This window comes from Enterobacter sp. 237C8 (genome assembly GCF_034106865.1).
Taxonomy (GTDB): Bacteria; Pseudomonadota; Gammaproteobacteria; order Enterobacterales; family Enterobacteriaceae; genus Enterobacter; species Enterobacter asburiae_B.
The window spans coordinates 1459541-1472370 of sequence record NZ_JAWNDF010000001.1 but is presented as its reverse complement, the minus strand read 5'-3'; the positions used below and the strand labels follow the sequence as shown (position 1 = coordinate 1472370).

Genomic DNA, 12830 nt, shown 5'->3' with positions numbered 1-12830 from the left:
ATGGATTTTAATCAAATCGCCCGCGAGCTTATTCCGCTGCTCGGTGGCAAGGAAAATATCGCCAGCGCGGCGCACTGCGCAACGCGTCTTCGTCTGGTGCTGGTTGATGACGCGCTTGCCGATCAGCAGGCGATCGGCAAGGTCGACGGCGTAAAAGGCTGTTTTCGTAACGCCGGACAGATGCAGGTGATTTTTGGCACGGGCGTGGTCAACAAGGTTTACGCCGCGTTTATTCAGGGCGCGGGGATTAGCGAATCCAGTAAATCTGAGGCCGCGGATCTGGCGGCGCGCAAGCTGAACCCGTTCCAGCGCATTGCCCGTCTGCTCTCCAACATCTTTGTGCCGATCATTCCCGCGATTGTGGCATCCGGCCTGCTGATGGGCCTGCTCGGTATGGTGAAAACCTACGGCTGGGTCAATGCGGATAACGCCATCTACATCATGCTGGACATGTGCAGCTCCGCGGCGTTTATCATTCTGCCTATTCTGATCGGCTTTACCGCCGCGCGGGAATTTGGCGGTAACCCGTATCTCGGCGCGACGCTGGGCGGCATTCTGACGCACCCGGCGCTGACCAACGCCTGGGGCGTGGCCTCCGGCTTCCATACCATGAACTTCTTCGGCCTTGAGATTGCGATGATTGGCTATCAGGGCACGGTGTTCCCGGTGCTGCTGGCGGTCTGGTTTATGAGCATCGTGGAGAAAAACCTGCGCCGCGCGATCCCGCACGCGTTAGACCTGATCCTGACGCCGTTCCTCACCGTCGTTATCTCCGGCTTTATCGCCTTGCTGATTATCGGCCCGGCGGGGCGCGCGCTGGGCGACGGCATCTCCTTTATCCTGAGCACGCTAATTGAACACGCGGGCTGGCTGGCCGGGCTGCTGTTCGGCGGGCTTTACTCGGTGATTGTGATCACCGGTATTCACCACAGCTTCCACGCGATCGAAGCCGGGCTGCTGGGCAACCCGTCGATTGGCGTGAACTTCCTGCTGCCGATCTGGGCCATGGCGAACGTGGCGCAGGGCGGCGCCTGTCTGGCGGTGTGGTTCAAAACCAAAGATGCCAAAATCAAAGCCATTACCTTGCCGTCGGCGTTCTCTGCGATGCTGGGCATCACCGAAGCGGCCATTTTTGGTATCAACCTGCGCTTTGTTAAGCCGTTTATCGCCGCGCTGATTGGCGGCGCTGTGGGCGGGGCCTGGGTGGTCTCAGTCCATGTGTACATGACCGCCGTTGGTTTGACCGCTATTCCGGGCATGGCCATCGTGCAGGCCAGCTCGCTGCTCAACTATATTATCGGTATGGTGATTGCCTTCGGCGTGGCGTTTACCGTCTCACTGCTGCTGAAATATAAAACGGACTCTGAATAATGACGTTACCTTCCCGCTGGCCTGCGATCCTGCAGGCCGTTATGAAAGGTCAGCCGCGGGCGCTGGCGGATAGCCACTATCCGCAGTGGCACCCCGCGCCGGTGACGGGGCTGATGAACGATCCCAACGGGTTTATCTGGTTTGCCGGCCGCTACCACCTGTTCTATCAGTGGAACCCGCTGGACTGCGAGCATCGGTTTAAATGCTGGGGGCACTGGAGCTCTGCGGACCTGGTGCACTGGCAGCATGAGCCGCTGGCGCTGATGCCGGATGAAGAGTATGACCGCAACGGCTGCTACTCCGGTAGCGCCGTGGATAACGATGGCGTTTTAACCCTGTGCTATACCGGCAACGTCAAGTTCGATGACGGCAGCCGCACCGCCTGGCAGTGCCTCGCAGTGGAACAGCCGGACGGGACCTTTACGAAGCTGGGGCCGGTGCTGGCGCTGCCGGAAGGCTATACCGGCCACGTGCGCGACCCGAAGGTGTGGCAGCACGACGGGATGTGGTACATGGTGCTCGGCGCGCAGGATCTGCAAAAGCGCGGCAAGGTGCTGCTGTTTAAGTCAGCCGATTTGCACGCCTGGGCGTCCTGCGGGGAAATCGCCGGTCACGGGGTTAACGGCCTGACGGATGCGGGGTATATGTGGGAGTGTCCGGACCTGTTTGCCCTCGACGGAACGCACATCTTAATCAGCTGTCCGCAGGGGCTGGCGCGCGAGCCGCATCGCTATCTCAACACCTATCCGGCGACCTGGATGAGCGGGGCGTTTGACTATGCAAACGCCGCGTTCGATCACGGCGACCTGCGCGAGCTGGACGCGGGCTTTGAGTTTTACGCTCCGCAAACGACGCTGGCGGAAGACGGCCGACGCATTCTGATCGGCTGGATGGGCGTACCGGACGGGGAAGAGATGCTTCAGCCAACCCGGGCGCACGGCTGGATGCATCAGATGACCTGCCCGCGCGAATTACGCTATCGCGACGGCAGGCTCTGGCAGACCCCGGCGCGCGAGCTGGCGGCGCTGCGTGAAGATGAGCAGCGCTGGCAGGGGCGCGCCAGCGAGGCGCCGGACCTGGACGCGACGCGCCTGGACTTTGAGCTGGGCGCATCGCAGGTGAATGTCGATTTTGGCGGCGCGCTGCGTCTTACGGTCGATGAGCAGGGCATACGTCTTGAACGCGCGAGCCTGAAAACCGGTGAAACGCTGACCCGCTACTGGCAGGGCGACGTCACTCATTTACGCGTTCTCTGCGACCGCTCCAGCGTTGAAATCTTCATCAATCACGGTGAAGGGGTGATGAGCAGCCGCTATTTTCCTGACCATCCGGCCCGGGTGCGATTCGAAGGTGCGTCCGATATCACATTACGCTACTGGTCGCTGCGCGCCTGCATGATAGAATGAGGGTTTTGGCAGCCGGATCTAAGTCGTTGTGAGAAAAACAAAACGCGTCACCATTAAAGACATCGCGGAGCTGGCGGGCGTGTCAAAAGCCACCGCCAGCCTGGTCCTCAACGGGCGCAGCAAAGAGCTTCGCGTGGCGGAAGAGACGCGCGAGCGCGTGCTGGCGATTGCAAAAGAGCACCACTATCAGCCCAGCATTCACGCCCGGTCGCTGCGCGATAACCGCAGCCACACCGTTGGTCTGGTGGTCCCGGAGATCACCAACTACGGTTTTGCCGTGTTTTCTCACGAGCTGGAGACGCTGTGCCGCGAGGCGGGCGTTCAGCTGCTGATCTCCTGCAGCGATGAAAACCCGGGGCAGGAGACGGTGGTGGTGAACAACATGGTGGCGCGTCAGGTTGACGGGCTGATTGTGGCCTCCAGCATGCTTAACGATGCGGACTACCACAAGCTGAGCGAACAGCTGCCCGTTGTCCTGTTTGACCGCCACATCAACGACAGCGCGCTGCCGCTGGTGATCACCGACTCCATTACCCCGACGGCGGAACTGGTGGCCGACATTGCGCGCCAGCATCCTGATGAATTCTACTTCCTCGGCGGCCAGCCGCGCCTTTCTCCGACGCGCGACCGCCTGGAAGGGTTTAAGCAAGGTCTGCGAGAGGCGGGCGTGGAGCTGCGCCCCGAGTGGATCATTCACGGCAACTATCACCCGAGCTCCGGTTACGAGATGTTTGCTGAACTCTGCGCCCGTCTGGGGCGTCCGCCGAAAGCGCTGTTCGCCGCCGCCTGCGGGCTGCTGGAAGGGGTGCTGCGCTATATGGGCCAGCACAACCTGTTGCAAAGTGATATCAGGTTAGCCAGTTTTGACGATCATTATCTCTACGATTCGCTGACGATCCCGGTGGATACCATTCGTCAGGATAACCGCCAGCTGGCGTGGCATTGCTTTGATTTGATTAGCAAATTGATCGAAGGGGAGACGCCGCAGCCGTTGCAGCGCAAGCTCAATGCCACCCTGCAGCGACGCTATAAGCCAGCGAAATAGCCCGGTTCGATACTTCAATAACTTTAATTAATTTAAGTTTTGGAATGGCCGATAACCATAAGGAATAATTCTCCTTGAGGTATTGGTTTATGTCGTTGAAAAAGTCGTCCCTGATCGTCCTGTTCTCGCTGCTTTTCTTCTTTGTTGTCAGCACTGTGACCAGCGTTGGCCTCATCATTAAAAGTAATAATTCCCTGGATAACGTCAACAAAGAGATCCAGGTTGTGCTGTCCATTATTGACCCCATCAACCATAGCCGTACGCTGCGCGTGCGGGTGATGGAGTATGTGAAGATGGTGGAAGCGGGCAACTCGGCAGACGGGGCTGCAAAGTTAACCGCCGTGAAGGAGGCGCTGACCAAAGCGGACCACGCCTTTGCGGCCTTTATGGCTTCGCCGCGTCTGACGGATGAAGCGCCGCTGGTGACTGCCTATCAGGACGCCTGGCAAAACTACCGCAACCAGGGGCTGGCGCCGCTGATCGATGCCGCCGAGGCGCACGATGTCGCCAAATTTAACGCGCTGATCCCGGAAGTATCCCGCCTCGACCGCCAGTACGAGATCGTTCTCGACCAGGTCCTTTCCGTCCACCAGAAATATGCCAAAAGCCTGAACGAGAATGCGAGCAGTAACTTCGTCTCTGGCCTTGCGATCATTGCCGCTATTGCCAGCCTGTTTGTGGTGGTGATTGTCGCCGTCAGCCTGCTGATGAAGCGCTTTGTCTTTGCGCCGGTCAACCTGGCGCGCGAGCACTGCAGCCAGATTGCGGCAGGCAAGCTGGACGTTCCGGTACCGGTCAAGGGGAGCGCACATAACGAAATCGATCATCTTATGAGCTCAATGGAGCAGATGCGTCAGGCGCTGCTGGCGACCATCGCCCAGGTGCGCGACGCGAGCCATACCGTAACGCACGCGGCGCAGGAGATTGCCTCCGGAAATATCGACCTGGCGTCACGTACCGAGCAGCAGGCTTCCGCGTTGACCCAGACGGCAGCGAGCATGGAAGAGCTGAGCGCGACGGTGGCGAACAATACCGACAACGTTTATCAGGCCGGGAAACTGGTGCAGGACGCGGTGAAAAATGCCCACACAGGTGAAGCGGTAACCCGCGAAGTGATCGACACGATGAACACCATCGCGGCGAACTCGAAGCGCATCGAAGACATTACCAGCGTGATTAACAGCATCGCCTTCCAGACCAATATTCTGGCGCTGAACGCGGCGGTTGAAGCGGCGCGCGCCGGAACGCAGGGCCGTGGCTTTGCGGTCGTGGCCAGCGAAGTGCGCACCCTGGCGCAGAAAAGCGCGGTGGCGGCTAAGGACATCGAGAGCCTGATTGCGCAGTCGGTCTCGAGCGTGAAAAACGGCGCGGAGCTGGTCAGCCGCTCGGGTGAGGTGATTGACTCGATTATTTCATCGGTGAATAAAGTGAATACGCTGATGGAGCAGATCTCCGTCGCTTCCGAAGAGCAGAGCCGCGGGATCAGCCAGGTCGGCCAGGCGGTGACCGAGATGGATGGCGTGACCCAGCAGAACGCCGCGCTGGTGCAGCAGTCCGCTGCGGCAGCGGCATCCCTGGAAGAGCAGGCGCAGCAGCTTTCGCGGAGTATTTCGAGTTTTAGTTTGCCGGTGCAGGCTTGATTGTATGAGGGGGGCTCCTACGGGAGCCTTTTTGTATCTGGTGTAACCGTTTCTGTATAATTCAGGACGTCTCTATAGGCAGCACAAATCTAATATTAATTATCACAGGGAAAATTATGTTAATTATTTTTAGTGGGCTCCCCGGCAGTGGTAAAAGCACCGTTGCAAAAATAGTTACTCAAAGGCTGGGGGCGGTCTATCTGCGGGTTGATACTGTTGAGCAGGCCATTCGTTCAGTCTATGAACCGGGTCAGGAAACGGGGCCGGAGGGCTATTTTGCCATCTATGGTTTAGCAAGTGAGAATCTTAAGCTCGGCTCCACCGTTGTGACCGATTCCGTTAATGATATTAACCTTGTGAGAGATACTTTTCGCAATATTGCTCTTTCGTTGAATGTCCCTTTCCTGGAAGTTGAAATTGTCTGCTCAGACGAAAAAGAACATCGTTATCGCGTGGAGCACAGAGTCTCTGATATCCCAGGGCTCACACCTCCTGACTGGAAACAGGTAAAAAACCGTGAGTATGCCCCCTGGGAGAGAGAACATCTCATATTGGACACCGCCCTGTTATCAGCGGCAGAGTGTGCAGATAAAATCCTGGAAATAAGGAATAAGATCGCTCTAAACCGGCCTTAAACGGTGAACAAGCGCCAGCAATTGCTTTCACGGGGCGTGTGAAAATACGCTCTCCGCAAAATTATTCATTCACCCCAGCAATATTTCCCTCCTTCATCCGTCTACCTCATCACAAGCCATAATCAGTTACTGTAAACGAGGTAAACACCATGAGAGATTTTGATATGCACGGCAGAGGTCACGGGCGCGGATTCGGTCGCCACCGTATGGGCAAGGGCTTAGTCATCGGCGCGGTGATTTTTATCGTGCTCGGCCTGGTGGTGATGACCCTGTGGAACGCCTTGCTCCCGGCCATTCTCGGCGTGAAGGCCATTGGCTTCTGGCAGGCGCTGGGCATTCTGGTGCTGAGCCGCATTCTGTTTGGCGGGCTGGGTTTCCGCCCGGGGATGTTTGGCGCGCACCGCCGCATGCACGAGCGCTGGATGAATATGACGCCCGAACAGCGCGAGGCGTTTATTCAGCAGCGCCGCGAAGGGTTTGGTCGCCACGGACGCGGCCACTGCGGCTGGCACGGTCATCGTGACGATAAGCGTGACGACGCCACGCCAAAAGCGCCGGAAGCAGAGTGAGCGAAATGAAAGCCGGGGAGGCGGGCGGATCCATGCTGATGTCGGCGCTCAATGCCTGCCGCGCCCGGCTGAAAGCCTTCATTCGCGGACGGACCTCCGTTCGCGATGATGCCGACGACATTTTGCAGGAAGTCACCTATCAGCTGATGAAAGTGGAGCAGCCGGTCGAAAACGTCGCCGCCTGGCTGTTCCGCGCGGCGCGTAACGAGATGACCGACCGGGCGCGTAAAAAGCGCGAGGTGTCGCTCTCTGGCTATTTTACGGGAGAAGACGAAGAGGGGTTCCCGGAGGACGAGCTGGCCGAAACCCTGTTCGGCGTACCGCACACGCCGGAAGAGGAGTATCTCAAAACGCTGCTGTGGGAAGAACTGGGGCAGGCGCTGTCTGAACTGCCGCCGCCGCAGCGCGAGGTGTTTGAAAAGACCGAACTCCACGGCTACAGCATTAAAATGCTGGCAGAGGAGACGGGCGCCAGCGAGCAGGCGCTGTTATCCCGCAAGCACAAGGCGGTGCTGTTTCTGCGCACGCGGCTGCGGGACGTCTATGACGCGCTGACGGGCGAATAGCGGCGACAGACAAAACCTTACACTTCCGGCACTTGTAGATTCATCACTATCGTTTATGATCGGGGCGTCTCGTCACTCTGGAACGTTATGCGCAACCGTCAGCTCCTCGGAAAATGGCTTTTGATCGTCACCTGTCTCGCGATGGCGCTTTGCCTCGTGCAGCGTGCGGTGATGCTTAACCATTTTTTACAGGGACTGGATCCGCAGATTTCACTGAGTGCAGATGCCCCGGCTCAAAGCGGCAATACTGAACAGCCCGGCCCGTCGCCCTGTCAGCTGGGCGCACACTCGCTGCTTTGCGCCCAGCCGCTGTTCTTCGACGGCGCGCTGCCGGCCATTATTATCTTCTTCGCGCTGCTGCAGCTGTTTATGCAAGGGCGGGCATTGGCTCCCGCAGAACAGCCCGTTCAGGCACCGCCTCCCCGAATACACCTTAAAAACTGCGTTTTCCGTGAATGAAAATCATCGTCCTCTCACGATAATTTTCACTGTTCACGGAGTAAAACATGGTTAACCTCTTCAGGGGATTCGTCTTCCTGTGGCTGTCCTGCATCGGCATTGTCCATGCGGCAGACACCGGCTGGCAGGTTTCCCAACAAAACGATCACGCCCGCATCCGCTTTCAGGCGGAAAGGGAACAAACGCACGTTAAAGGCCTGCTCACCGTTGAGCTAAAGCACGGCTGGAAAACCTACTGGCGATCGCCGGGCGAGGGCGGCGTCGCGCCAAAAATCGGCTGGCCGGAAGGCGTAACGGATAGCTGGTCCTGGCCGGTCCCGTCGCGCTTCGATATCTCCGGCATGACGACGCAGGGCTATCACGATAAGGTCACGATCCCGATTACGCTCAACGGAGTGAAGGGCGACACGCTCGACGGGACGCTCACGCTTTCCACGTGCAGTAACGTCTGCCTGCTGACGGACTACCCGCTGCATCTCGATTTTACCCAGCCGGTAGATGAGGGCTTCCGTAGCGAGTTCGAGCAGGCGATGCGTGCCGTGCCCGGTACGTCAGGCGTATCCAGGGATCTCTCCGCGTGGCTCTCTGGCGACAAGCTGGTGATTACCGGCACGACGGACGGGAAATGGGATAATCCGGGGATCTACTTTGACCCGCTGGAGGGTGACATTCTTCCCGGCGAGCCGGTCATCAAACACGACGGCAATACCCTTCGGGTGACGGTACCCGTGACCGACGAATGGGGAGACAAGCCCGCCTCGCTGGAAGGCAAGAGGCTGTCGTTTGTGCTGACCAGTGGCGGTCACGCGCAGCAAACCACCATGACCGTTGGCGCGACGCCCGCAGCGTCCTCCGCGCCTGAAGGGACGGGAAAAATGGTGCTCTTTGCGCTGCTGGGCGGGCTTATCCTCAACCTGATGCCCTGCGTGCTGCCGGTCATGGGCATGAAGCTTAACAGCATCCTGCAGGCGGGATCGGACAGGCGCGCTATCAGGCTGCGCTTCCTCGCTACCAGCGCCGGGATCCTCACCTCCTTTATGCTGCTGGCGGGGATGGTGACGGCGCTGAAGCTGGCCGGGGCGTCGCTGGGGTGGGGCATTCAGTTCCAGAACCCGTGGTTTATTGGCCTGATGGTCACCGTCACCTTCCTGTTTGCGCTGAACCTGTTTGGCGCGTTTGAGATGCTGCTGCCTTCCGCCGCCACGGGACGGCTGGCGACGGCAGGGGGAACGGGGATTGGCGGCAGCTTTTGCGAAGGAATGTTCGCCACGCTGCTTGCCACGCCGTGCTCCGCGCCGTTCCTCGGTACCGCGGTCGCCTTTGCCCTTGGCGCACCGCTGCACTCCCTGTGGCTGATCTTCCTGATGCTCGGCGTGGGCATGAGCCTGCCGTGGCTGTTTGTCGCCCTGGTGCCGAAAACGGCCATGCTGCTGCCGAAACCCGGCCGCTGGATGAACACGCTAAAAGTCGTTCTGGGCCTGATGATGCTCGCCTCCAGCCTCTGGCTGGCAACATTGTTGAGCGTGCATCTGGGCGAGGCGGTCAGCCAGATTGTGATGCTGGTGCTTATCGCCGTCGCGCTGGCGCTGTTCGCGCTGAAGGGGCAAAAATCCTCACCGCTGTTCTGGCTCGTGGTGATCGCGCTGTCGGCGTTTGGTGGGTATCAGGCGCGCGGGCTGCTTAACGCGCCGCCTGCCGCTCCGGCACAAAATGCTGCTCAGACCATCCCGTGGCAACCGCTCAGCGAGGAGGCCATCCAGCAGGCGCTGGCGCAGGGAAAACGCGTGTTCGTGGATATCTCGGCGGACTGGTGCGTGACCTGCAAAGTTAACGAGCATCGGGTGCTGAATCAGCCGGACGTTATTGCCGCGCTGCGCCAGCCGGACGTGGTGGCCCTGCGCGGAGACTGGAGCCAGCCGTCCGCGTTTATCGCCGATTTTCTGGCGAAGCGAAACCGTTACGCCATTCCGTTTAACGCAGTGTATGGCCCCGGTCTGCCTGAGGGCGAAATCCTCTCGCCGCTGCTGGACAAGCGCACTCTGATCGCCACCCTGAATAACGCAAAAGGCTAAACGCATTATGAAAAAACTCCTTATTACGCTTCTGCTCCTGCTGGCGCCGGTTCAGGTGTTCGCTGCCCAGCCGCTGACGCCGGACCAGGAGCAGCGTGCGCAGAAGATGGTGTATGATTTTCTGTTTAACGATCCAAACTCCCCGCGCATCGGTGCGAAAAACCCAAAGCTCACCCTGGTGGTGTTTACCGACTACAACTGTCCGTACTGTAAAAAATTCGATCCGTACCTGGAGAAGATCGTCGAAAAACACCCGGACGTGGCGGTAGTCTTTAAGTTTTTACCTTTCCGCTCGGAAAGTTCGCTGACCGCCGCGCGCGATGCGTTAACGCTCTGGCGTCAGGAGCCCGGGCAGTTTATGAAGCTTAACCACACTCTGATGGCGAAGAAGGGCTACCACGATGACGCCAGCATTCAGGAGGCGCAGAAGCGGGCGGGCGTGAGCGTCACGACGCCGGATGAGGAGAGCCTGATGACGATCAAGCGCAGCCTGATCGTCGCGGAAAAAATGGGGATCCAGGGCACGCCCGCCACGCTCATCGGCGAGGGACTGCTGCCCGGCTGGGTGCCGTTTGAACAGTTCGACGAAATGGTCAGTGACGCACTGAAAAACCGCTAACCTGAAGGGGGCGGAATGCCCCCGACAAACCGGAGAGGGAAATGAAAAAATTACTGTTACTTTCAGCGCTGACGGCGTCAGGGCTGGCGCAGGCGGCTGAAGCCATACCGGACGTGGTGAAGCACTTCAGCGAGCAGCAGAACATTAAAATTATCAAGAAGCTGGATGCGCCCGGCGGCGCACCGGCCTGGCTGGGGCAGTATCAGGACATGGGCGTGACGCTGTTTTTAACGCCGGACGGCAAGCACGTCATCTCAGGCTATCTGTACGATGACAAAGGAAAAAACCTCAGCGAGGGCTATTTCCAGAAAGAGATCTACGCCCCGATGGGACGCGAGATGTGGAAGAACCTCAACGCGGCGCATCCTCTGAAGGAAGGGGCGGATAACGCCCCGCGTAAGGTCTTTGTCTTCGCCGATCCGTTCTGTCCGTACTGCAAGCAGTTCTGGGCCGAAGCGCAGCCGTGGGTGAAGGCGGGCAAGGTGCAGCTCAACACGCTGCTGGTGGCGTTTCTCAACCCCAACAGCGGACGTAACGCCTCGGCGATTCTGAATGCGAAAGATCCGGTTTCGGCCTGGCGCGAATACGAGCTTTCAGGTGGCAAAAAATTACCGAAGCCAGAGGGCGAGGCTTCCCGCGAAACGGTAGCGATCCTGCAGAAGCACCAGACGCTGATGGACAGCCTGGGCGCTAACGCCACGCCGGCCATTTACTATCTGAATGCGGAAAATGAGCTGCAGCAGGTGGTCGGTATGCCGGATGCGCAGCAGCTTGAGGCGATGTTCGGGCCGAAGCCGTAAAAAAACAGGCAGAAACGGGGCGTTTCTGCCTGATGGCATTTAGCTTCCCCAGCGTCCTTTCAGGTAGTTCACCGCCTGCTGGGTCTGCGGCTGGTTCAGGTAATCTTCCCGGAACAGGATGGTGCCGTTGACGTTGGGCAGCGAATCGTTGAGATCGAGCTGCTTTTTCAGCTCCGGCACGCCGCCCTGAACCGTCCAGTCCGGCTCGTTTCTCGACGGCTCGCCCACCTTGTAGAACGCAATGCCGATATACAGGCGAGTGTGGGTCGGCTTCACGACGTCGGCCCACCATTTGGTCAGCACGTCGTAGCGCGCGGCGTCCCGGGAGAAGGGCCAGTAAATCTGCGGAGCGATGTAGTCCAGCAGGCCCTGCTGAACCCACTGCCGCGTATCGGCGTAGGACTCATCGTAGGCCGCAGCGCCACGGGTGTCCGAGCCTGCCGGGTCAAAGGAGCGGTTACGCCACACGCCCGCCGGGCTGACGCCAAACTCAACGTCGGGCCTGGTCTGTTTAATCGCGCGGGAAACCTGGACGATCAGCTGCTGCGTATTGTGTCTACGCCAGTCTGCCTTTGAGGCAAATCCCTGACCGTACTGCCGCCAGGTCTGCGAATCATTGAGCGCGGACCCCGGCGATTCGGCGTAAAAATAATCATCGAACTGCACGCCGTCTACCGCGTAGTTCGCCACCACTTCGGTCACCACTTTGGTTATCCAGTCGCGCACTTCCGGAATGCCGGGGTCGAGCACAAAACGGTCGCCCGAGATGCGCACCCACTCAGGGTGCTGGACATAGACGCTGGACGGGGTCTGATAGGCGGTCCGGTTCAGGGCGGCGATGGTGGACGGTTTGGTGTTGGTCGACACGCGGTACGGGTTGAACCAGGCATGCACTTTCATGCAGCGCTTGTGCGCTTCATCCAGCATAAACTGCAGCGGATCGTATCCCGGATACTCGCCGATGTTGCCCGTCAGCATATCCGACCACGGCAAAATTTTTGATGACCAGAGGGCCGTGCTGTCCGGCTTCACCTGGAAAAACACCGTGTTAATGCCGAGGCGCTTAAGGTTGTCGAGCTTGCTTGTCAGCGCCTGCTTCTGCATCGCGATGCGCTGGTCCGCGCTGCGGCCGTTCACCGAGGCTACCGGCGGCCAGTCGAGACGCGAGACGGTCGCCAGCCAGATCCCGCGCATCGGCTCGTTTGCCTGCTGCGTCGGTTTGCTCGCGGTGGGAAGAGGGGTAACCAGTGATTTTGGCGGTTTGGAGGAGCAGCTCACAAGTAAAAGCGCGCAGGCAGCCAGCGCACCAATCCGTTTTACGTGTCGCGTCATTTGCGTATTAGCTCTTGATAATCCGACTGTTGGCCCAGGGATTAAACGCGGGCGCCGCCTGTTCTGTGCTTACCTCATCGTTGAGGGAGTCCAGATACAGGGCTTCCACTTCCGCGCGCGCCCACGGGGTGCGGCGCAGAAATTTCAGGCTCGATTTAACGCTGGGATCTTTTCTGAAACAGTTAATTTTGATTCGGTCGCCCAGTTCGCTCCAGCCGTATTTTGCCACCAGGGCATTGACCATCATCTCCAGCGTTACGCCATGCAAAGGATCTTTGGAAATATGTGCAGTCATAGGTGTCCGGATGTCTCAATG

13 protein-coding genes are annotated in these 12830 nt (G+C 59.0%); 11 read left to right on the top strand and 2 right to left on the bottom strand.

Features of this window, described 5'->3' with window-relative positions; translation table 11 throughout:
• The 11 genes from USF70_RS07190 to dsbG all read left to right on the top strand — a co-directional run bounded on the left by USF70_RS07190 (window position 1) and on the right by dsbG (window position 11182).
• Window positions 1–1371 carry a sucrose-specific PTS transporter subunit IIBC gene (locus USF70_RS07190; protein ID WP_320735475.1) on the top strand — a complete coding sequence of 457 codons (1371 nt, stop codon included), beginning with the start codon at window positions 1–3 and terminating at the stop codon, window positions 1369–1371.
• Window positions 1371–2777, top strand: a complete 1407-nt coding sequence (locus tag USF70_RS07185) for a sucrose-6-phosphate hydrolase (protein WP_033145612.1) — start codon at window positions 1371–1373, stop codon at window positions 2775–2777. Before USF70_RS07190 ends, USF70_RS07185 begins: the two co-directional genes overlap by 1 nt.
• A gap of 28 nt (window positions 2778–2805) precedes the next feature.
• Window positions 2806–3822: a LacI family DNA-binding transcriptional regulator gene (locus USF70_RS07180; protein ID WP_029741322.1), complete on the top strand. Its 1017-nt coding sequence runs from the start codon at window positions 2806–2808 to the stop codon at window positions 3820–3822.
• A gap of 89 nt (window positions 3823–3911) precedes the next feature.
• The gene (locus tag USF70_RS07175) at window positions 3912–5462 is read left to right on the top strand and encodes a methyl-accepting chemotaxis protein (RefSeq protein WP_064672574.1); all 1551 of its coding nucleotides are present in this window, start codon (window positions 3912–3914) and stop codon (window positions 5460–5462) included.
• A gap of 116 nt (window positions 5463–5578) precedes the next feature.
• A complete protein-coding gene (locus USF70_RS07170; RefSeq protein WP_069302856.1) occupies window positions 5579–6097 on the top strand; it encodes an AAA family ATPase in 519 nt (172 codons plus the stop codon).
• A gap of 149 nt (window positions 6098–6246) precedes the next feature.
• Window positions 6247–6666, top strand: coding sequence for a hypothetical protein (locus tag USF70_RS07165; protein WP_126795444.1), 420 nt, complete (start codon window positions 6247–6249; stop codon window positions 6664–6666).
• Between the two features lie 5 nt (window positions 6667–6671).
• Window positions 6672–7232 carry an RNA polymerase sigma factor gene (locus tag USF70_RS07160; RefSeq protein WP_029741319.1) on the top strand — a complete coding sequence of 187 codons (561 nt, stop codon included), beginning with the start codon at window positions 6672–6674 and terminating at the stop codon, window positions 7230–7232.
• Between the two features lie 87 nt (window positions 7233–7319).
• Window positions 7320–7691 (top strand): hypothetical protein, encoded by a 372-nt coding sequence (locus USF70_RS07155; protein ID WP_320735474.1) that lies wholly within the window; start codon window positions 7320–7322, stop codon window positions 7689–7691.
• 47 nt (window positions 7692–7738) lie between these two features.
• On the top strand, window positions 7739–9763 hold the full coding sequence (locus USF70_RS07150) for a protein-disulfide reductase DsbD family protein (RefSeq protein ID WP_320735473.1): 2025 nt from the start codon (window positions 7739–7741) through the stop codon (window positions 9761–9763).
• 7 nt (window positions 9764–9770) lie between these two features.
• On the top strand, window positions 9771–10382 hold the full coding sequence (locus USF70_RS07145) for a DsbA family protein (RefSeq protein ID WP_182383588.1): 612 nt from the start codon (window positions 9771–9773) through the stop codon (window positions 10380–10382).
• Window positions 10383–10423: 41 nt separating this feature from the next.
• Window positions 10424–11182: a thiol:disulfide interchange protein DsbG gene (dsbG, locus tag USF70_RS07140; protein ID WP_047060912.1), complete on the top strand. Its 759-nt coding sequence runs from the start codon at window positions 10424–10426 to the stop codon at window positions 11180–11182.
• A 39-nt stretch (window positions 11183–11221) separates the two neighbouring features.
• On the opposite strand, the gene USF70_RS07135 is transcribed toward dsbG, so the two are convergent.
• Window positions 11222–12514, bottom strand: coding sequence for a glycoside hydrolase family 10 protein (locus USF70_RS07135; protein WP_320735472.1), 1293 nt, complete (start codon window positions 12512–12514; stop codon window positions 11222–11224).
• A gap of 7 nt (window positions 12515–12521) precedes the next feature.
• Window positions 12522–12809, bottom strand: coding sequence for a VF530 family DNA-binding protein (locus USF70_RS07130; RefSeq protein ID WP_033145603.1), 288 nt, complete (start codon window positions 12807–12809; stop codon window positions 12522–12524).
• Window positions 12810–12830 lie beyond the last annotated feature (21 nt).

Excerpts from the sequence above, each read along its gene's own strand:
- USF70_RS07190 (WP_320735475.1), top strand. The coding sequence starts at position 1 with ATGGATTTTAATCAAATCGCCCGCGAGCTTATTCCGCTGCTCGGTGGC.
- USF70_RS07185 (WP_033145612.1), top strand. The coding sequence starts at position 1,371 with ATGACGTTACCTTCCCGCTGGCCTGCGATCCTGCAGGCCGTTATGAAA.
- USF70_RS07175 (WP_064672574.1), top strand. The coding sequence starts at position 3,912 with ATGTCGTTGAAAAAGTCGTCCCTGATCGTCCTGTTCTCGCTGCTTTTC.
- USF70_RS07170 (WP_069302856.1), top strand. The coding sequence starts at position 5,579 with ATGTTAATTATTTTTAGTGGGCTCCCCGGCAGTGGTAAAAGCACCGTT.
- USF70_RS07165 (WP_126795444.1), top strand. The coding sequence starts at position 6,247 with ATGAGAGATTTTGATATGCACGGCAGAGGTCACGGGCGCGGATTCGGT.
- USF70_RS07160 (WP_029741319.1), top strand. The coding sequence starts at position 6,672 with ATGAAAGCCGGGGAGGCGGGCGGATCCATGCTGATGTCGGCGCTCAAT.
- USF70_RS07155 (WP_320735474.1), top strand. The coding sequence starts at position 7,320 with ATGCGCAACCGTCAGCTCCTCGGAAAATGGCTTTTGATCGTCACCTGT.
- USF70_RS07150 (WP_320735473.1), top strand. The coding sequence starts at position 7,739 with ATGGTTAACCTCTTCAGGGGATTCGTCTTCCTGTGGCTGTCCTGCATC.
- USF70_RS07145 (WP_182383588.1), top strand. The coding sequence starts at position 9,771 with ATGAAAAAACTCCTTATTACGCTTCTGCTCCTGCTGGCGCCGGTTCAG.
- dsbG (WP_047060912.1), top strand. The coding sequence starts at position 10,424 with ATGAAAAAATTACTGTTACTTTCAGCGCTGACGGCGTCAGGGCTGGCG.
- USF70_RS07135 (WP_320735472.1), bottom strand. The coding sequence starts at position 12,514 with ATGACGCGACACGTAAAACGGATTGGTGCGCTGGCTGCCTGCGCGCTT.
- USF70_RS07130 (WP_033145603.1), bottom strand. The coding sequence starts at position 12,809 with ATGACTGCACATATTTCCAAAGATCCTTTGCATGGCGTAACGCTGGAG.